We start from the raw sequence: 19,603 nt of genomic DNA on the forward strand, positions 1-19,603 counted from the left end.
CTTTATATGTTAAAGCCGATAAACTTTTGTCGCTTTCGAGCTTCAAACTTCAATCTTACTTTCTTATCTTTGCCCACCATGCAAAAAACCGTTAACATACTCAATAGAAAAGCCAAATTTCAATATGAAATATTGGACAAATACACGGCAGGAATTGTCCTTACAGGTACCGAAATTAAATCGATACGGTCTGGAAAAGCTTCTATTGCTGAAGGGTTCTGCGAATTTAATGATCGCGGTGAACTTTTTGTCATTAATATGACGGTTGAAGAATACAAATACGGAACGCATTACAATCACAGACCTAAAGCTGAGCGCAAATTATTACTCAACAAAAGAGAGCTTAAAAAACTGGAAAAAGAGGTTAATATTAAAGGAAATGCTATTATTCCTTTAAAATTATTCGTTAATGATAGAGGTTTAGCTAAGCTCGTGATTGGTCTTGGAAAAGGTAAAAAACTTTACGATAAACGCGAAACCATTAAGGATCGTGATAACAAGCGTAACTTGGACCGTATAAAAAAAGATTTCCGATAATTTTAAGATAGCCCTAACTTTTAATCAACTATTTTTAGTCAAAAGTTTAAGATTACATCCATAATTTTGAATGATTCGTTTTACGCTATCATCACAAATCAATGTAGTGCTTAGACAACCTTTTATCATTTAATTTCGTCTTTATGTAGGTACAGGCACAAAGTTTGTGATGATTTATTTTCCAAACAATCAAAAAAAATATGATTAAAAAACTACTCAGTTGTTTCCTTATCTCCTTCAGCACTTTAGTTTCCGCACAAATCACCGGAAACATCACCAATCAAAATAACGAAGCACTTCCCTTTGTCAACATCTTAATTGAAAACACCTATAAAGGAACCACCAGCAATAATGATGGATATTACGAACTCAATATTTCTACACAAAAAACCTACACAATTGTTTTTAGTTATTTAGGTTATAAAACGGAAAAAAAAGAGGTTTCCATAACTAAATTTCCGTATCAATTAGATGTCGTTTTAGAGGAAGAATCCGTATCACTCCATGAAGTTCTTATTGATGCAGACAATGATCCTGCAAATGCCATTATGCGACAAGCTATTGCGCAACGTGAAGCCAATCTTAAGAAAATAAACGCTTTTAAAGCCGATTTTTACTCTAGAGGATTAATTAAAATTAAGGATGCTCCCGAAAAATTACTAGGTCAAGATGTGGGTGATTTAGGTGGTGCATTAGATTCAACCCGAAGTGGAATTATTTACTTATCAGAAACCATTTCTGAAATTCAGTACTTATTTCCCGATAAGTTGAAAGAAAAAATTACAGCTTCAAAAGTTAGTGGTAATGACAACGGGTTTAGTTTTAATGCCGCTCAAGATGTCGATTTTAATTTCTATAAAAACACGATAAGTCTAGGCAATGAAATTATTTCACCTATAGCTAATAATGCCTTTGGCTATTACAATTATAAGCTTGATGGTGTATTTTATGACGACAAAGGTCATCTGATTAATAAAGTTAAAGTGATACCGAAACGTAAAAACGACCCTGTGTTTTCAGGTTTTATTTATATTGTAGAAGACCAGTGGAATATCTATGCTTTAGAATTAGATATAACAGGTGTACAAGCACGAATTCCTGTTGCAGATATTTTATCGCTACAGCAAAGTTTTTCTTATTCAGAAACTAACAGTATTTGGGCACTCATCTCTCAAAGCATGGATTTTGAATTTGGCATGTTTGGCATCAAAGGCCAAGGTCGTTTTACGGCTGTTTACAGCAATTATGAGTTCAATGCCGAACTTACCCGAAAAGATTTTAGTCGAGAAATCGTTGCTTTTGAAAAAGAAGCCAACAAAAAGGATTCCTTATTCTGGAACAGTATGAGACCTGTACCTTTAACTGATGAAGAACGTACCGACTACATCAAAAAAGATAGTCTTCAAACGCTTCTGAAATCTAAACCGTATTTGGACTCTTTAGATCGGGCTAACAATAAATTTAAATTAGGAAATATTTTAGGATACACCTATCAAAATTCGCATAAAGATTATCGCTTAGGATTTGATATTCCTATTTTAAATGGTATTCAGTTTAATACGGTTCAAGGCTATACGGCAAAAACTGATTTGTTCTACACGAAAAATTATGATGATTATAATCGCTTTTTAAGCGCAAAGGGAAGTCTTCAATATGGATTTTCGGACCAACGTTTACGTGCTACAGGGTCATTAACCTATAAATTTAATAGCATTACAAATTCCTTTCTAAGCGTGTCTGGAGGTGTTAAAACCGAACAGTTTAATGCTTCTAATCCTATTTCTACTTTAGTCAATTCGGTAAGCACCTTATTTTTTGAGGATAATTATATGAAACTATATGATAAAAGTTTTGTAGCACTTAACTATTCCGAAGAACTTTTTAATGGCTTTAGACTTTATACGAGTTTAAGCTACAAACGGCGAAAAGCACTCTTTAACACTACCGACCAAACTTTTTTTAATGATGAAAATGATGCTTATACCAGCAATAATCCCTTAGACCAAACAGCTTTTGGTGTTGCGTCTTTTGAAACCCATCATATTGTAAAAGCAACGGTTAGCGCGCGTATTAATTTTGGACAAGACTATTTAAGCTACCCTGATGCTAAGTATAATCTGAGCAACGACAATTACCCAACTTTATATTTGGGTTACGAAACAGGTTTCGCATCGACTAATGAAGCTTATAATTTTAATCAGGTTAAAGCACGAGTCGAGCAATCTTTCAACATAAAAGATAAGGGACGTTTTATGTATAACCTTAGAGCTGGAAAGTTCTTTGATGCCGATGCTATTGCTTTTATGGATTACCAACATTTTAACGGCAACCAAACGCATATAAGTACAGATGGCAATTATATGAATGTGTTTAATAATTTAGATTATTATGCAGCAAGTACCAATGATTCGTATTTTGAAGGTCATGTAGAACACGACTTTAATGGTTTTATACTCGGCAAAGTACCAATGCTTAACCAATTGAATTTCAATTTAATTGTAGGCGCACACCTATTAGCAACACCAGATTTTAAGCCTTATCAAGAATATTCAGTAGGCATCGATAATATTGGTTGGGGAAAATGGCGATTATTAAGAGTTGATTATTTACGTTCTTACCAAAGCGGATTTCAAAGTGATGCTATTGTTTTTGGCTTAAAATTCTTTTAATTTTATAACATGAAAAAAATCATATTGTGCTGTACGATTATAATGGCCTGTTTTACAATTTCTGGTCAGAATATCGATAATTTAAAATTTAAAAACACTAAAGATTCATTAACTAGCGTTTTACTATCAGAATATGATTTTTATAATTCTAAACGATTTAAAATTAAGCAAAAACTCGATTCCATTAGACTTGAAAAACAAATTGAGCTCATCACACAAATTGAAGGTCAATGGGAATATATTAAAGGAGCTTGCCCCGATTGTATCATATCTAAAGACGAAAAAAAGATAAAACGATTTATTAAAATTACTAGAAAAGACATCATCTTCTATCAAGATGCTATTTCCGAAAACAACATCATTGCCAAAGAGCAATTAAGGTTTAGTGATTATATGGATTCCTTTTCTGGCTTAACGTCTATCGTTTATAGCGATAAACGTGTATGGAATTTTACCATTGATACCACTCAGAATTATTTATCTACGAGTTATATTGGAAATGAAAAAAAAGACCATATATCAACCGTTGTTAGTGGTAATTATACGCATTATTACAAACGTATTAACTAATTTACAGACTGCTTAAATCCCCATTATGAAAACACCATTTATTCTTATTCTCATCGCTTTTACCTTAAATCTTTCTGCACAAGAACCTAAAGATTTCACATCTAATGTGGCTAGTATAGACAGCACCATGGCGAGTTTATATTCTGCAATTTCTGGTAATAAAGGCGACGTACGCAATTGGGACTTATTTAGACATTTATTTAGAAAAGACGCTAAACTCATTCCTATAGGAAAAAAAGACGGTCAAACGACTATACGCTATATGTCAGCAGACGATTATATTAAGTCTTCTGGTGCATGGTTGGCGGAAAATGGTTTCCATGAGGTTGAAATAAAACGCGAGACTCAATTATTTGGTGACATGGCACATGTGTATAGCACTTACGAAGCTTATACGAGTAAAGATGACGAAACACCAATGATGAAAGGCATTAATAGCATCCAATTGTTTAACGATGGTAAACGCTGGTGGATTGTAAACCTGTATTGGAAACAAGCCTCTGAAGCCTCCCCTATTCCTGAAGCCCATTTACCTGAAATTGAATCAGAATAGTTTACATTATAATCTACCTACAACAATTAACAATTTTTTAAATAATTCTTAAAGTGTAAATAGCATATTTGTAACTTGAAAATACCGAACCACATAAAACACCTTTGTTCTTTTCTTTCAATTTCAGGATTCATTCTATTGTTGGTGCTTTCACCTTGTAAGGTTCGGAATTCTATTCAAGAGGTTTTTGAAGTTCCGAAAACCGAAGTTTCAAATAAAAGTATTTCTGCACTAAAAAATGGGACATGTAATGTTTCTTCGACTGAAAACACCATACTTTCAAAATCTAATATCAACCTGCAACTTTCGCAAGCACTATTAGTAAAACCATCCTTATTTAAAACGAATACTATTGCGCTTTCAGAGCGTTCTATAACACAATATTACAACGCTAGAGCCGAGATTCCGCCTGTAGTTCCTTATTATATACTCTTTCAGAATAACAAAGCTTATCTATAATTAATTTTCTTCAGACTTAAATTTAGCATTCTCAGCTAAAAGAAAATTATTACTCATATTATAGATAACAAAATGAATATACCTATTAAAAACGATTCGGGCTTTTTAGCCCTTGCAGTAAGAATGGTCATCGGATGGACTTATTTTTCTGCTTTTTTCAGACGAACCATTTTAGCCGATAAATTAGACCCAGAACTTGCAGGATACATTGGCGTAAAATTTAATCATTTCCTTCCTCATGCTTTAGGCATAAAACCTATGATTCAGTATATGGTGGAAAATCCAGATATACTTTGGTATAATATGGTTGCATTTACCATAATTGAAGGCATTGTTGGCTTATTTATTATTTTCGGATTATTCACCAGGCTTATGAGTATTGGTGTTTTTGGATTGGCCATGGGCATCCTTTTAGGTGCTGGCTGGATTGGTACGACTTGCTTAGATGAATGGCAAATAGGTGTACTTGGTATTGCTACCGGATTTCTCTTGTTTTTAACAGGAAGTGGTCGGTTTTCACTAGACAATTACCTAATAAATAAAAATGTAGCCTTTACTAAAAAGAACTGGTTCGCTTGGATGGGTTCTGGGTTAATTCCTATTAAAGATAGTGTTTTCTCAAAAGTTGTGATTATTGGCTCGTTCCTTATTTTAGGATTAACGCTTTATACGAATCAAGTATTTCATGGTGGACTTTGGGGAACTTTACACAACAAATCTGTAAAGCCAAAACTTGAAATTACCGAGGGCCAATTTAAAAACGATGAACTTTCTTTCGATGTCTTTAGAGTTGAAGGTGTTGATGTTTATGGCGCATGGATTATTGGTATTGAACTTAGAGATAGTCAAAACAGCGTGGTGATATACTACACACAGGATAAATTGGCTAAGCTGCCAGAAGCTGCAATTGATAATTATTACATAGCGAAAGTAAAACCTGGTAAACACAGTTTAGTTGCACCATTAGGAGCAAAAGCAAATCTAAAACTTAAGAATTCTAAAATAAAGAATTTACCACCCGGTACTTACACTTTAAAAATGACCGATATTAGTGGTGCCAGCTGGGAGCATCAAATAACAAAATAGAGGCTTTAATCACAAAACGCCCAAAACTATAATATATCATTATGGTTTTGGGCGTTTGTATTTCTGTTTTTTCTAATTAATTCTTATTCTCTAACATGGGTACAAATCTAAAATCACCAAACTCATGTTTTTCAAAATCCTTTAGTCCTTTTCTAATAAATAAAGTCATCACTTGTACATCATCACCTACAGGAATAACCAAGCGTCCACCAATAGCCAATTGGCTCAATAGCGGATTAGGAACGTATGGTGCTCCAGCTGTAACAATAATACTTTTAAAAGGCGCTTCTTCAGGCAAACCTTTATAGCCATCTCCAAAAATGAGTTTTTTAGCTCTATACCCAATGGTTGGTAAAAACTTAGAGGTTTTTTTAAAGAGTTCTTTTTGACGTTCAATACTATAAACCTTAGCGCCAAGCTCTAAAAGCACGGCCGTTTGATACCCGCTTCCTGTTCCAATTTCCAAAACGGTATCACCAGGTTGTATTTGTAATAATTCAGATTGAAATGCAACCGTATAAGGTTGCGAAATGGTTTGGTCTGCAGCAATAGGAAACGCCTTGTCCATGTAAGCATGATCTATAAATCCGGAATCCATAAACAAATGCCTCGGAATTTTACCAATAGCCTTTAAGACTCCTTTATCTTTTATATCTTTTTTAATGAGCGTGTCTACCAATTTTTGGCGCATTCCTTGATGCTTAAATGTGTCTTTCAAAAGCGTAGTTTAGTTAGTTTAGCGTAAAAATAGCGCAAACAAAAGCAAAATCCAACCCCTAAAACTTCAAGATTTTTGTTATCTGTAGTTAAGCCGTTAAGATGCAAAGCTTTTATACCCTTAAGTTTTTTTATTAATTAATGATTTTAATCCAGTGGGATGGCATGAGTTTTCTATGCTTAATTTTGTGTGTTTGTTTTTTCTTACTTTGTAGAAAAACTTCAAATAAACAAGCCCCTTAATTAAGCTTAAGATGCTCTCAGTATTTTATATTTTCTTTTTTCAATTTCTAAATGAAAACGCCTATTTTTGTTAAAAACATAAAAATATGCTGAAAGTTGGTGTTCTTGGTGCTGGTCACCTTGGTAAAATTCATTTGAGATTACTCAACCAATCTAATAAATATGATCTTGTCGGTTTCTATGATGCTGATACGGATAATGCAAAACGTGTTGCGGAAGAGTTTGGTTATAACTATTTTGATGCTATTGATGATTTAATCGATGCTGTTGACGTGGTTGATATTGTAACACCTACCCTTTCGCATTATGAATGTGCTAAAAAAGCCATTAAAAAGGGCAGACATATTTTTATTGAAAAACCGATTACAAATACGGTTGAAGAAGCAGAAACGATTAGAACTTTAGTTGCAGAACATGGTGTTAAAGGACAAGTTGGCCATGTGGAGCGTTTTAATCCGGCTTTTATTGGTGTTAGAAATCAGATTAAAAATCCGATGTTTATAGAGTGTCACCGATTAGCAGAATTTAACCCACGAGGCACTGATGTTCCTGTGGTTTTAGATTTAATGATTCATGATATTGATATTATACTCAGTGTAGTACAATCGCCAGTAAAGCATATTTCTGCAAGTGGCGTTGCTGTGGTTAGTGAAACGCCAGACATTGCTAATGCACGTATTGAGTTTAAAAACGGATGTGTTGCTAATTTAACGGCAAGCCGAATCTCATTAAAGAACATGCGTAAAACAAGATTCTTTCAAAAAGACGCTTATATCTCTGTCGATTTTCTTGAAAAGAAATGCGAAGTTGTAAAAATGAAAGATGCACCAGAAAATCCAGGTGATTTTGATATGATTTTACAAAACGCTGAAGGTTTAAAAAAGCAAATCTATTTTGATAATCCTGAAATTGCCAATAACAACGCCATTTTAGATGAATTAGAAACCTTTGCTGATGCCATTAACAACAATACAAAACCGATTGTAACCTTACATGATGGTACGGAAGCCTTACGTGTGGCCAATATGGTTATTAATCAGTTTTAATTCCTTAATATAGGCATCTTATAATATCAACTACATTATAATATAGTTTCCCTTTTTCGTGGGAAAAAAAATTAAAATTTTTATGAAAAACATAGCAGTTATAGGTGCAGGAACAATGGGGAATGGTATTGCTCATACGTTTGCACAATCAGGATTTAAAGTTCAACTTATAGATATTAGTGACGCATCGCTTAAACGCGGTCTCGATACCATTACTAGAAATTTGGATCGCATGGTGGCTAAAGAAAAAATTAGCGACGCTGATAAAACTAAAACCTTAGAGAATATTAGCACATTTACCGATACTAAAGACGGTGTTAAAAATGCCGATTTAGTGGTGGAAGCAGCGACTGAAAACAAGGATTTAAAACTAAAAATCTTTAAGCAATTAGACGAGGTATGTGCTGAAAACACCATTTTAGCCACCAATACCTCTTCTATTTCCATTACGCAAATTGCAGCAGTGACATCGCGACCAGAGAAAGTGATTGGTATGCATTTTATGAACCCCGTACCAATTATGAAACTGGTAGAAATCATTAGAGGTTACAGCACCAGTGACGAAGTGACTTCAACCATCATGGAATTATCTAAAACCTTAGGTAAAGTACCAACAGAAGTTAATGATTATCCTGGTTTTGTGGCTAATCGTATTTTAATGCCAATGATCAATGAATCTATTGAAACACTTTATAATGGTGTTGCAGGTGTTAGCGAAATTGATACGGTTATGAAATTAGGTATGGCACATCCCATGGGACCACTACAACTAGCGGATTTTATTGGTTTGGATGTGTGTTTATCCATATTAAATGTAATGTACGATGGTTTCAAAAACCCAAAATACGCCCCTTGTCCCCTATTAGTTAATATGGTTATGGCAGGAAAATTAGGCGTGAAATCTGGAGAAGGTTTTTATGATTATTCGGAGAGTCGAAAGGCTGAGACCGTTTCTGGTCAGTTTGCTTAATGTGGAGTGTGAAGTTTGTAGTCGCATTATAATTTCATAAAATTAAGATGAAAGTACAAGATTTAATAACTTATAAATAAGATTTTAAATTATATGATATTGCATCTTAAAAAATTTGGTTCAAGTGATTAGTTTATTATAAACATAACAACTTAAAACTTTACACTTTTTACTTTACACTTAATTAATAATGCCAAAAATAATCCCATTCAAAGCTGTAAAACCTACGAGAGCAACTGTAGGACTTGTTGCTACGCGTCCCTATCAAAGCTACACCGTAGATGAGCGCGAATCTCGAATGGCCTATAATCCATACAGTTTTCTTCATGTTATAAATCCTGGTTATAAATATGATCAAGAGGTCAAAGGTAATAAGCGTTATGAGCTTGTAAAAAATAGATATTTAGAATTTAAAGAGGATGGTATTCTGGTTCAAGATGAAAAACCATCGTTTTATGTCTATAAAATTGTGAATCGATTTGGACAAGAATTCAACGGAATTATAGCCGCATCCAGTGCTGAAGACTATGAAAACGGAATCATTAAAAAACATGAAGATACCATTGTAAAACGTGAAGAAACTTTTAAAAATTATATTCAAAGCGTTGGTTTTAATGCCGAACCCGTATTACTAACCTATCCGGATAATGCTAAAATTGCTGCCATTATAAAAGCTACACAAAACAGTTTTGCCGAATTTGAATTCACCACAACCTATAGAGACACGCATTATTTATGGAAAATAGATACTGAAGACACCATCACGGCAATTAAGGATGAATTTGAACAAATGGAAACCGTTTATATCGCTGATGGTCATCACAGATCTGCTTCTTCTTATTTATTATACAAAGATGAAAAAGCAAAAAATCTAAATCATAAAAGCAGTGCGTCTTATAATTTTTTTATGTCTTATTTAATTCCTGAATCAGATTTAGTGGTTTACGAATTTAACCGACTAATTAAAGATTTAAATGGCGCATCTAAAGAAGAATTTTTAATAAGTTTAGACACAGCTTATCGTATTGAAAACAGAGGGACACTTCCTTATAAGCCTTCAAAACCACATCATTTTAGTATGTATTTAGATGGCGAATTTTATTCCTTATACTTACGAAAATCAGCTTATAATTTTAACACAGCATTAGATCAGTTAGATGCACAGTTATTGTACAAAACTATACTTCAACCGCTATTGGGAATTAAAGATTTACGTCATGACAATAGAATTTCGTATGTTAACGGCCAACATGAAATGCTAACTATAAAAAGTAGTATTGATAGTGGCGAATTTACAGTCGGTTTCGGAATGTGTCCTTCAAACATTACACAGATAAAGCAAATTGCAGACGAAGGCTTAACCATGCCGCCAAAAAGCACCTATATATTACCAAAATTAAGAAGTGCCATTACTATATATGAATATTAAAATATGACTAAAAAATATCTTATATTTTTATTATTCATGAGCTTTAGCTTAGCTTGTTTCTCTCAAGGCACAGCAACAAATACCGTTGTAAAAAATGGTGTTGGATTAGGTGCTGTAATAGCTGTTGTAGCCTCATGGGATAGAAATAAATCCATTTTATGGGCTATTTTACACGGCATATTAGGCTGGCTTTATGTTATTTATTTTGCACTTACTAGAGATTAAACAATTATGAAAATAGCAGAAAACCTTTTAGAAATTAAATCTAATTTACCAGAGCAAGTTACCTTAGTTGCGGTATCCAAAACAAAACCTGTTTCTGATTTAATGGAAGCCTACAATGCTGGTCAGCGTATTTTTGGAGAAAATAAAATTCAAGAAATGGTTGAAAAGCATGAAGAAATGCCTAAAGATATTGAGTGGCATATGATTGGGCATGTACAGCGAAACAAGGTGAAATATATGGCTGAATTTGTGAGCTTAATTCATGGTGTAGAAAGCTTTAAATTGTTGAAAGAAATTAACAAACAAGCCCAAAAGCACGATAGAATTATAGATTGTTTGCTTCAAATAAAAATTGCCGAAGAAGACAGTAAGTTTGGTATGTCTGCAAAAAACGCTTCTGCCCTTTTAAAATCTGATGACATTGCAGAGTTAAAACATATTAAAATTGTTGGTGTTATGGGTATGGCAACTTTTACGGACGACAGAAATCAAGTTAAAAATGAATTCGAACTCCTAAACAGCACATTTACAGCGCTTAAAACCATAAATTCAGAACTTAATATCTTAAGTATGGGTATGAGTGGCGATTACCAATTAGCAATTGACTGCGGGAGTACTATGATTCGCGTTGGAAGTAGTATATTTGGAGTACGAAATTATAATTAACATGTCTTTGCGAAAAGGCGATATGAAGTCATCTTTTATCAAGTAATCAAATGGCTTCACGTGGTTCGCAATGACGCAAACAACAAACAGCATTTACGCAATACTAGACATAGAAACCACTGGTGGTAAATATAATGAAGAAGGCATCACCGAAATTGCAATTTACCAATTTGATGGCCATAACGTAACTGATCAATTCATTTCTTTAGTTAATCCCGAACGTGAAATTCAACCCTTTGTAGTTAATCTTACAGGTATTAATTCTAACATGCTAAAAAGCGCCCCTAAATTTTATGAGGTTGCCAAACGCATCGTAGAAATTACAGAAGATTGTATTATTGTTGCCCACAATTCAAGTTTTGATTATAGAATTCTTAAAACAGAATTTAAACGCTTAGGCTTTCCTTTTAAACGAAAAACGCTTTGTACTGTTGAGCTCTCTCAACAGCTTATTCCAGATATGCCCTCTTACAGTTTGGGTAAGTTAACACGCTCATTAGGCATACCTATGAGTGACAGACACCGTGCAAATGGCGATGCTATGGCTACTGTAAAGTTGTTTAAAATGTTATTGAATAAAGATTTGGACAAAGGGATTGTAAAAAACGCTGTTAAAGTTGAACAAAAATCTAAAATAGCAACAAACCTTAAAACGATTATTGAAGAATTACCCTCAGAAACTGGTGTGTATTATATTTATAATTCTGAAGGCGAAATTATCTATATCGGCAAAAGCAATAATATAAGAAAGCGTATCGTACAGCATTTTACAGGTACCAATTCTAAATCTAGAAAAATTCAAAAATTAGTAAACACCGTAACTTACGAAAAAACAGGAAGTGAATTAGCAGCGTTATTAAAAGAGAGTGCAGAAATTAAAAAGAACAAGCCTATTTTTAATCGTGCGTTGCGAAGAACCATTTTTACCCATGCCCTATACAGTTACACGGACAGTAATGGTTATATCAATCTTTTTATAGATAAGTCTAACCGTGAAGAAACCCCAATTACAACATTTAGTACAAGGTCTAGTGGCAAACACTTTATGTTTAAAATGGTCGAAAATTTTAATTTGTGCCAAAAATTAACAGGTTTATATAATACTAAAACAAGTTGTTTTAAATATGACGTAAAAGAATGCCAAGGCGCTTGTATTAATGAAGAAAATCCTGAAGAATACAATAAAAGAGTACAATCGGTTATTGAAAAATACAGCTACGAAAATAAGAATATGCTGATTGTAGATAAAGGGCGTGCTATTGGTGAAAAATCTGCTTTTTTAATAGAAAATGGGGTTTTTAAAGGCATGGGCTTTTTTGATTTAAATCATCAGATTAACAATAAAGCTATTTTAGCGTCATTGATTACACCTATGGAAAACGATAGAGACACTAAACATATCATTCAAAGTTATATGAGACGTCATAAACGACTTAAAATTATTGAATTAAACCCTTAAAATTATTTTTCGTTCACAAACCAAACTATGAATACTATAAATAAACATAATTGGAAATCTAAAATTCATGAAATCATCTACGAGGCGGATACGCCTTCGGGGAAGTTATTTGATGTGCTACTATTGGTTTTCATTCTGTTGAGTATTGTTCTTGTAATGCTTGAGAGTGTTGCTAGTGTTGACGAAAAATACCATCAAATTTTATATATAGGAGAATGGGTTGTTACCATCTTGTTTTCAATTGAATATATTCTAAGAATCATTTCGGTCAAAAAGCCATTGAAGTATATGTTTAGCTTCTTCGGAGTAATTGATTTTCTATCAACCATTCCTATGTATTTGGCCTTCATTTTTGCGGGTTCTCAGGCCTTAGTGACTTTAAGAGCTTTACGATTACTTAGGGTTTTTAGAATTTTAAAACTTGCAAGATATTTAGGCGCTTCTAACCAACTTAAAGATTCCATTATAGCGAGTAGAGTAAAGATTTTTGTGTTCTTATTTGCCGTAATTGTGTCTTCAATAATTTTTGGAACAATTATGTATTTAGTTGAAGGTGAGGCCAATGGGTTTGACAATATTCCCAAAAGCGTTTATTGGTGTATTGTTACCTTAACCACAGTTGGCTTTGGAGATATTGCACCTCAAACTGCCTTAGGACAGTTTATCACAACTTTTATCATGATTTTAGGTTACGGAATTATTGCTGTACCAACGGGAATTGTTTCTGCAGAATATGCTAAAAGTAGCCGAAAAGCCGATTTAGAAAAAGAAGCTTTATTGCACAGCAGTAATAACCACAATGCACAAAATGATAATAACAACACTGCTGTTGATCTCAATTCGCAACATTGCCCAAATTGTGGTGTATCTAATCACAAAGATGATTCCAATTTCTGCTATAAATGCGGTTATAAACTGCATCTCTAAATCTTAGCTTTACTTATGACAAAAGTTCAAAATTACGTCATTGCTATTGTTGGCCCTACCGCAATAGGCAAAACGGCTTTAAGTATAAAACTTGCCCAACATTTTAATGCTGAAATTGTATCTGCAGATTCGCGTCAATTTTATAAAGAAATGGCTATTGGCACTGCCGTACCTTCAAACGAAGAGCTTAAGGCTGCTAAGCATCATTTTATACAACATATTTCTATTAATGACGCTTATAACGTTGGTGATTTTGAACGAGATGCCATTATTAAACTTAAAACATTACATGAGGAAAATCCAATTTCAGTAATGGTTGGTGGCTCAGGTCTGTATGTAAAAGCCCTAACCAAAGGTTTAGATTATTTTCCTGAAGTTGCTGCTGATATAAGACCAAAATTAAACCAACAGTTAGAAACTCATGGCTTAGTACATCTACAAGCACAATTAAAAGATTTAGATCTAAAAACGTATAATAGCATAGCTATTGATAATCCACAACGGGTTATAAGAGCGTTAGAAATTTGTATTGGCACAGGCAAACCTTATGCCTCTTTTTTAACCAATCCGGAAAAAAATCGTGACTTTAAAACCATTTCAATTGGTTTATTTGCCGAACGCCCTATAATGTATGAGCGGATTAACCAACGCGTTGATATAATGATTGAAAATGGTTTGTTAGACGAAGCAAAAGCACTATTTCCTTATAAACATCTCAATGCATTAAATACCGTTGGCTATAAAGAATTATTTAAATATTTTGAAGGCGAGTGGACCTTAGAATTTGCCATTTCTGAAATTAAGAAAAATACCCGACGTTTTGCTAAACGGCAATTAACTTGGTTTAGAAAAGATACATCAATCACTTGGTTTGATTATGAAACTGAAGTCGAAAAGATAATTCAGTTTATTGAAGAACAACTTTAAACAACGTATTAGACAAAAAAAAATCCAGCTCTAAAAGAACTGGATTTTTTAATACTATATAATTTACAATTATTTGTCATTATTAATTACCAATCTAAAGCCCTCACCATGAATGTTTAAAATTTCAACATTAGGATCTGGTTTTAAATATTTACGCAGTTTAGCAATATAAACATCCATACTACGAGAGGTAAAATAATTATCATCTCTCCAAATTTTTGTTAAGGCTAATTCTCTTGGCATTAAATCATTTTCATGCAATGCCAATAAACGTAATAATTCATTTTCTTTAGGTGATAGTTTAGAAGGATCACCGCCATCTAATTTTAAGAAACGCAATTTAGAATTTAAATCAAAACGTCCTATTTTAAACTCAAACTGTTTACTATCTGCTACAGAATCAGTTGCCTTACGCTGCATGATAGCTTTGATTTTCATTAATAATACTTCACTATCAAAGGGTTTATTAAGATAGTCATCAGCACCTACTTTATAACCTTTTAAAACATCTTCTTTCATGGCTTTGGCCGTTAAGAAAATAATTGGCACTTCAGCATTCTTTTCTCTAATTTCTTTAGCTAATGTAAAGCCATCTTTATAAGGCATCATAACATCTAAGATGCATAGATCGTAATCATCTTTTTTGAACTTTTCAAAGCCTTCCATACCATTTTTAGCATGGACAACGTCGTAATCGTTCATCATTAAATAGTCTTTTAATACGGTTCCAAAATTTGGATCATCTTCAACTAAAAGAATTTTTTTATTTTGCTCTTCCATAATTCGTTTTTATGATATTAACGGCATCTTTATAATAAAGGTACTGCCTTTTCCTTTTTCACTTTCTACTGATATATGACCTTGATGGTCTTCTATTATTCGTTTTACGTAGGCTAAGCCTAATCCATGTCCTTTTACATTATGTACGTTACCGGTGTGTTCTCTATAAAATTTTTCGAATACACGTTTGGCAACTGCTTTTGTCATCCCATTACCTTGATCTGCAATTTTTAAGATAATATTATTTCCTGCATTTTCAGTGTATACATCTATTTTTGGTGCATCGTCTGAATATTTTATGGCATTATCTAAAACATTGACAACCACATTTGTAAAATGAGTATCGTTAGCTAAAATTGATGACCGGTCTGCGTTTAAATGTGTTTTTACATAGCCTTTTCTATCTTCAACAATTAACTCCACATGAGTAATTGCGTCTTCAACTATGTCGTTTAACTCTAAGCGTTCCTTACTAATATTAAGTTCATTTTTGTCTAATTTAGAAATACGCAACACATTCTCTACCTGAGCATGCATACGTTTGTTCTCGTCTTTAATCATTCCTAAATAACGCATTACCTTTTCGCGGTCATTAATTATTTTTGGATTCTTTATAGAGTCTAAAGCCAAATTAATTGTTGCAATAGGTGTTTTAAACTCATGCGTCATATTATTAATGAAATCCGTTTTAATCTGTGATATTTGCCGTTGTCTAATTAACTGATAAATAGCACTAACATAAGCTATAACTATAATTGCAGTAAAGATAATTGACAGCACTATCATCCATAAAATAGAAGATAGCCAATACTCTTTTCTATCCGGAAAACTAACTAAAAGTTTATAACTGTTATTGGTGTTTAGAAAGACAGGAACACCATAAGGGTTTTTACTGTCAAAATTTTGACTTTGAACTGTTGTTGCTAAATCATCATCGTAGATTGCAAATTCAAAATCTAAATCTACACCTTCATCTTTTAGTTCTCTTTCTAATAAGGTTTCAACCTGTAATGCTGATACACGCTTGTATATAGGTATATCTTTTAATAAATCTCTAAACGTATCGTCATACATCTGTCTATCTAGAGCACTCAATGATGAGTATTCTCTTAGTCGCGTTTCAGGATCGATACGTCTAACACCATCTATTTTAGTGGTATTATAGGTTTCTGTAACGCGTTCGCTATATAACTTACTGATATTAAAACTGTCTGCATCAATTTCAAAGAACAATGAAGGCACTTTAAAACGCTCTTCTAAAACCGTATTTCTATGAACTATGGTTTTATCATTAATATCGTCTTCATCCGTTACAAATAATTGCTTAATAATAGCAGAATCTGCTTTGTTATCTGGGGTTAAATAAGGTTGGAGTTTTTCAAAATAATCTCTGTACTCATATTCCTCAATAGCCTTAGAAACATAGCTTAACGAGCGATGAACGCTTAATGTGAAATTCTTTTTTTCATTCTCTATACTATTATTTATAAAAAATGATTGTACAAAAATAATTCCGATAAGCGATAAGCTCATCAAGACCACCAATACCACGAATAGCTTTTTGTCCATTATCCAAATTTAACATTTTAACATTTAGTATAAATTAGGTTTAACCTAACGTTAACATAAGATAAGTTCTATTATTGATTTATTTTTGCGAGAATGGTGTTATGAATTGTAAGCGCTTGTTTTTTTGCCGTGTTTAAGTCATTATTTTCTATAATAAAATCAGACCTATCAACTTTCTCTTTATCAGATAATTGATTACTCATTATAGCTTTTATTTTTTCTTTAGAAGCATTATCTCGCTTCATAACACGTTGTAATCTTAAGTCCTCATCGGCAATAACTGTGATAATATAGTCGTATTGATTTTCTAAATTATTTTCAAAAATTATTGCTGCTTCTTTAATAACGTAACTAAATTCTTGTTTTTTTAGCCAATTTTTAAAATGCGCTGCTACTTTAGGATGAACGATAGCATTCATTTTTGAGAGTAAGGTTTTATCACTGAAAATTTTTGAAGACAAAAAGGGTCTATTCAGGGTGTCGTTTACATAAGCTTCTTTACCAAATAGATCAATTAGTTGGCGTCTTATCACCATTGAACGGTTCATTAAAGCTTTTGCTTCAATATCTGCAATATAAACCGGAACACCGAAGGATTCAAAACATTTTAAAATGGTTGTTTTACCACTACCTATACCACCTGTTAGTCCAACTATTATCATATTATAATTTAATAAAATCGATTCGTTTTTGCTTTATATTAACATGCTTTACAAAGTCTGGCTTCTTAACAATTTTAGGTATTAAATAGGTTTGATTATCATCTAAATCTGCATAATCACATTCTACTACAAAATCTAAAGCTTTTACAGCATTATAGCTTTCTAAATCTACATAGTAAGCAACACTTACTGTTTTGGGGAAGTAATTAATGGTAATGTTTTGAGGTTGATTTATGATTGCAATAGAAACTTCTACTGTTCCTTCTGTAAATCGCTTAACGGTGCCGCTAACCACAGCTTCTTTAGGAAAAATTTCAATATTATTATACCCTGAAGCATCGAGTCTTACAGTTGTATTAATAGCACTGTTTACATTATTCAGGCTTAATTCTTCTGTAGTAATCGCGTTTATTTTATTAACTTCTGAAGCTGACCCTACAATTTTAACACTATCAACATCTAATTTATAATCGCCTTTTATATCATAGCCTACAGCGTAATTTATTTTTTTCTTGAGTTTTATTGGTACTAGTTTTGAAGCGCGTTTGGCATAAGGAATTAAAAGTGTGTCTGGCATTAAAGAAATTAGCTCAAAGGAATTGCCCAATTGATCTTCAATCAAATATTTATGTTTTTGCACATCAAAAATAAAATAGTCCGATTTTAGAGCCACATCACTTTTAGCATTAACATCAAAGCTCTTATACGCATTAAATATCAGTGGCATTAATGTAATCCCTTTAGCTTCAACATAAGCTTGAATATAATTTGCTGAATCATTTTTTAATAAGATTTCATCATCAGTATTAATAAGGTTTACTTTTAAATTTACCGTTTGCTTATAATCGTTAGAAAGCTTTGAAAATATTAAGAATATAAACGCAACGACAAAAAACAGCCCAAAACGCTTTACTTTTTTTTCTTTTAAGTGATCTAATATGTTTATTTTTTTCTTTGTATCCATTTATATTTTAAAAAATAATTGTGGAAATGATTCTTTAGGATTTTTTTTAAGTACTCCTAAAACAAACGTTGATTTTAAAAAACCATAACCATAACCAAAAAACTGAATCATAATAGCCAATAATGCTTGAAATGCTACGCTAATACTTCGGTTTGAAATTAAAGCCAATACAAAAGCTATAGTAAAATATAAACCATAGAGGTATAACGGTAAACTAACCTGACTGAAAGCTAATATCATTGAAATAATTAGACCTAGACTAAATACCGTAGGAAACCAATATACAATACTACTAGATTTTGGGTGCCATTGATTTAGAATTGGGCGTACCATTCCAAATTTATAAACTTGATTGTAAAACTTAGACCAAGAAATCCGACGCTTATGATAGACAAAAGCCGAAGTAATTAGTGTGGTTTTAAATCCTAATTGATGTAAACGTAATGATAAATCTGGATCTTCACCAGGATGAATTTCACCAAATCCACCTGAAGCTAAAAATGCTTTTTTAGATAAGCCCATATTAAAACTTCTGGGCTGAAAATCATCTACCTGTTGCTTCCCTCCTCTTATTCCACCTGTAGTTATAAAAGAGGTCATGGCAAAATTAATTGCTCTTTGAAGCTTGGTAAACGAAGGATGTGCAGCATCTGGCCCGCCAAAACAATCGTAATAATCTAGTTCTAAAAACTTTATAACTTCAATTAAATAATTGGGAGGCAGTAATACATCGGAATCTAAAATAATAAAATAATTACCTTTAGCGTTTTGCATGCCATAATTTCTAGAATCTCCTGGTCCCGAATTTTGTTTAAAATAATACGAAATATCTAATTGGTTATTAAACTGTTTAATAACTGCTTCTGATGTTTCAGTAGAACCATCTTCTACTATTACAATTTCAAAATCATGTTGGCCTTCTAAATTTAAAAAACTTTCTAAAAGTTCTTTAATTTCATTAGGTCTGTTAAAGACAGGAATAATAAAAGAAAAATTAATGGCTTCCATAAGGTACAAAGGTAAATAACCAAATGCAATTTTTAAGTTTTAGTCGCGCTTTAAATAAATTACATCTGCATCAAAATTAAAACGAACAACTATTGACTTTCTAGCTTGTTTTTAGAACAAAAAAAAGCCGCTAAAAT

At 32.7% G+C, this 19,603-nt stretch carries 20 protein-coding genes; 14 read left to right on the forward strand and 6 right to left on the reverse strand.

Going from position 1 to position 19,603, the window contains the following annotated elements:
• The first annotated feature begins 78 nt into the window (after positions 1-78).
• The 6 genes from smpB (at position 79) to HM982_RS14485 (ending at position 5,874) form a co-directional block, all read left to right on the forward strand.
• Positions 79-537, forward strand: a complete 459-nt coding sequence (gene smpB / locus HM982_RS14460) for an SsrA-binding protein SmpB (protein ID WP_179353968.1) — start codon at positions 79-81, stop codon at positions 535-537.
• Positions 538-737: 200 nt separating this feature from the next.
• The gene (locus HM982_RS14465; protein WP_179353969.1) at positions 738-3,206 is read left to right on the forward strand and encodes a DUF5686 and carboxypeptidase regulatory-like domain-containing protein; all 2,469 of its coding nucleotides are present in this window, start codon (positions 738-740) and stop codon (positions 3,204-3,206) included.
• 9 nt (positions 3,207-3,215) lie between these two features.
• Entirely contained in the window at positions 3,216-3,776 is a 561-nt protein-coding gene (locus tag HM982_RS14470) for a hypothetical protein (protein WP_179353971.1), read from the forward strand.
• Positions 3,777-3,801: 25 nt separating this feature from the next.
• On the forward strand, positions 3,802-4,329 hold the full coding sequence (locus HM982_RS14475; protein WP_179353973.1) for a hypothetical protein: 528 nt from the start codon (positions 3,802-3,804) through the stop codon (positions 4,327-4,329).
• A 75-nt stretch (positions 4,330-4,404) separates the two neighbouring features.
• The gene (locus tag HM982_RS14480; RefSeq protein ID WP_179353975.1) at positions 4,405-4,788 is read left to right on the forward strand and encodes a hypothetical protein; all 384 of its coding nucleotides are present in this window, start codon (positions 4,405-4,407) and stop codon (positions 4,786-4,788) included.
• Positions 4,789-4,860: 72 nt separating this feature from the next.
• On the forward strand, positions 4,861-5,874 hold the full coding sequence (locus HM982_RS14485) for a TQO small subunit DoxD (RefSeq protein ID WP_179353977.1): 1,014 nt from the start codon (positions 4,861-4,863) through the stop codon (positions 5,872-5,874).
• A 76-nt stretch (positions 5,875-5,950) separates the two neighbouring features.
• Here the strand turns inward: HM982_RS14485 and HM982_RS14490 are convergent, their stop codons facing one another.
• Entirely contained in the window at positions 5,951-6,592 is a 642-nt protein-coding gene (locus HM982_RS14490) for a protein-L-isoaspartate(D-aspartate) O-methyltransferase (protein ID WP_179353979.1), read from the reverse strand.
• Positions 6,593-6,920: 328 nt separating this feature from the next.
• Between HM982_RS14490 and HM982_RS14495 the strand changes: the two genes are divergently transcribed.
• From HM982_RS14495 to miaA, 8 genes are all read left to right on the forward strand, one after another.
• The gene (locus HM982_RS14495) at positions 6,921-7,880 is read left to right on the forward strand and encodes a Gfo/Idh/MocA family protein (RefSeq protein ID WP_179353980.1); all 960 of its coding nucleotides are present in this window, start codon (positions 6,921-6,923) and stop codon (positions 7,878-7,880) included.
• 82 nt (positions 7,881-7,962) lie between these two features.
• Positions 7,963-8,850 carry a 3-hydroxybutyryl-CoA dehydrogenase gene (locus tag HM982_RS14500; protein ID WP_179353982.1) on the forward strand — a complete coding sequence of 296 codons (888 nt, stop codon included), beginning with the start codon at positions 7,963-7,965 and terminating at the stop codon, positions 8,848-8,850.
• Between the two features lie 190 nt (positions 8,851-9,040).
• Positions 9,041-10,279 carry a DUF1015 domain-containing protein gene (locus tag HM982_RS14505; protein WP_179353984.1) on the forward strand — a complete coding sequence of 413 codons (1,239 nt, stop codon included), beginning with the start codon at positions 9,041-9,043 and terminating at the stop codon, positions 10,277-10,279.
• A 36-nt stretch (positions 10,280-10,315) separates the two neighbouring features.
• A complete protein-coding gene (locus tag HM982_RS14510) occupies positions 10,316-10,504 on the forward strand; it encodes a hypothetical protein (protein ID WP_179354084.1) in 189 nt (62 codons plus the stop codon).
• A 6-nt stretch (positions 10,505-10,510) separates the two neighbouring features.
• Positions 10,511-11,170 (forward strand): YggS family pyridoxal phosphate-dependent enzyme, encoded by a 660-nt coding sequence (locus HM982_RS14515; RefSeq protein ID WP_179353986.1) that lies wholly within the window; start codon positions 10,511-10,513, stop codon positions 11,168-11,170.
• 91 nt (positions 11,171-11,261) lie between these two features.
• The gene (locus HM982_RS14520; RefSeq protein ID WP_179354085.1) at positions 11,262-12,629 is read left to right on the forward strand and encodes an exonuclease domain-containing protein; all 1,368 of its coding nucleotides are present in this window, start codon (positions 11,262-11,264) and stop codon (positions 12,627-12,629) included.
• A 27-nt stretch (positions 12,630-12,656) separates the two neighbouring features.
• On the forward strand, positions 12,657-13,556 hold the full coding sequence (locus tag HM982_RS14525) for an ion transporter (RefSeq protein WP_179353988.1): 900 nt from the start codon (positions 12,657-12,659) through the stop codon (positions 13,554-13,556).
• Between the two features lie 15 nt (positions 13,557-13,571).
• Positions 13,572-14,483 carry a tRNA (adenosine(37)-N6)-dimethylallyltransferase MiaA gene (gene miaA / locus HM982_RS14530; protein WP_179353989.1) on the forward strand — a complete coding sequence of 304 codons (912 nt, stop codon included), beginning with the start codon at positions 13,572-13,574 and terminating at the stop codon, positions 14,481-14,483.
• 69 nt (positions 14,484-14,552) lie between these two features.
• Here miaA and HM982_RS14535 read toward each other — a convergent pair whose 3' ends face one another.
• From HM982_RS14535 to HM982_RS14555, 5 genes are all read right to left on the reverse strand, one after another.
• The gene (locus tag HM982_RS14535) at positions 14,553-15,263 is read right to left on the reverse strand and encodes a response regulator transcription factor (RefSeq protein WP_179353991.1); all 711 of its coding nucleotides are present in this window, start codon (positions 15,261-15,263) and stop codon (positions 14,553-14,555) included.
• Positions 15,264-15,272: 9 nt separating this feature from the next.
• A complete protein-coding gene (locus HM982_RS14540) occupies positions 15,273-16,832 on the reverse strand; it encodes a sensor histidine kinase (protein WP_246296836.1) in 1,560 nt (519 codons plus the stop codon).
• Positions 16,833-16,903: 71 nt separating this feature from the next.
• A complete protein-coding gene (gene coaE, locus HM982_RS14545) occupies positions 16,904-17,494 on the reverse strand; it encodes a dephospho-CoA kinase (protein WP_179353993.1) in 591 nt (196 codons plus the stop codon).
• A 1-nt stretch (position 17,495) separates the two neighbouring features.
• Complete coding sequence (locus tag HM982_RS14550; protein WP_179353995.1) at positions 17,496-18,458, reverse strand: CdaR family protein; 963 nt, start codon at positions 18,456-18,458, stop codon at positions 17,496-17,498.
• Entirely contained in the window at positions 18,459-19,466 is a 1,008-nt protein-coding gene (locus HM982_RS14555; protein WP_179353996.1) for a glycosyltransferase, read from the reverse strand.
• Between the last annotated feature and the right edge of the window lie 137 nt (positions 19,467-19,603).

The organism is Winogradskyella vidalii (genome assembly GCF_013403955.1).
Taxonomy (GTDB): Bacteria; Bacteroidota; Bacteroidia; order Flavobacteriales; family Flavobacteriaceae; genus Winogradskyella; species Winogradskyella vidalii.

Bases quoted from the DNA above. Each gene is read 5' to 3' on its own strand.
- HM982_RS14505 (WP_179353984.1), top strand. From the start codon at position 9,041: ATGCCAAAAATAATCCCATTCAAAGCTGTAAAACCTACGAGAGCAACT.
- HM982_RS14510 (WP_179354084.1), top strand. From the start codon at position 10,316: ATGAGCTTTAGCTTAGCTTGTTTCTCTCAAGGCACAGCAACAAATACC.
- HM982_RS14550 (WP_179353995.1), bottom strand. From the start codon at position 18,458: ATGGATACAAAGAAAAAAATAAACATATTAGATCACTTAAAAGAAAAA.
- HM982_RS14540 (WP_246296836.1), bottom strand. From the start codon at position 16,832: ATGGACAAAAAGCTATTCGTGGTATTGGTGGTCTTGATGAGCTTATCG.
- miaA (WP_179353989.1), top strand. From the start codon at position 13,572: ATGACAAAAGTTCAAAATTACGTCATTGCTATTGTTGGCCCTACCGCA.
- HM982_RS14475 (WP_179353973.1), top strand. From the start codon at position 3,802: ATGAAAACACCATTTATTCTTATTCTCATCGCTTTTACCTTAAATCTT.
- HM982_RS14495 (WP_179353980.1), top strand. From the start codon at position 6,921: ATGCTGAAAGTTGGTGTTCTTGGTGCTGGTCACCTTGGTAAAATTCAT.
- HM982_RS14515 (WP_179353986.1), top strand. From the start codon at position 10,511: ATGAAAATAGCAGAAAACCTTTTAGAAATTAAATCTAATTTACCAGAG.
- smpB (WP_179353968.1), top strand. From the start codon at position 79: ATGCAAAAAACCGTTAACATACTCAATAGAAAAGCCAAATTTCAATAT.
- HM982_RS14485 (WP_179353977.1), top strand. From the start codon at position 4,861: ATGAATATACCTATTAAAAACGATTCGGGCTTTTTAGCCCTTGCAGTA.
- HM982_RS14465 (WP_179353969.1), top strand. From the start codon at position 738: ATGATTAAAAAACTACTCAGTTGTTTCCTTATCTCCTTCAGCACTTTA.
- HM982_RS14470 (WP_179353971.1), top strand. From the start codon at position 3,216: ATGAAAAAAATCATATTGTGCTGTACGATTATAATGGCCTGTTTTACA.
- coaE (WP_179353993.1), bottom strand. From the start codon at position 17,494: ATGATAATAGTTGGACTAACAGGTGGTATAGGTAGTGGTAAAACAACC.
- HM982_RS14525 (WP_179353988.1), top strand. From the start codon at position 12,657: ATGAATACTATAAATAAACATAATTGGAAATCTAAAATTCATGAAATC.
- HM982_RS14535 (WP_179353991.1), bottom strand. From the start codon at position 15,263: ATGGAAGAGCAAAATAAAAAAATTCTTTTAGTTGAAGATGATCCAAAT.
- HM982_RS14555 (WP_179353996.1), bottom strand. From the start codon at position 19,466: ATGGAAGCCATTAATTTTTCTTTTATTATTCCTGTCTTTAACAGACCT.
- HM982_RS14500 (WP_179353982.1), top strand. From the start codon at position 7,963: ATGAAAAACATAGCAGTTATAGGTGCAGGAACAATGGGGAATGGTATT.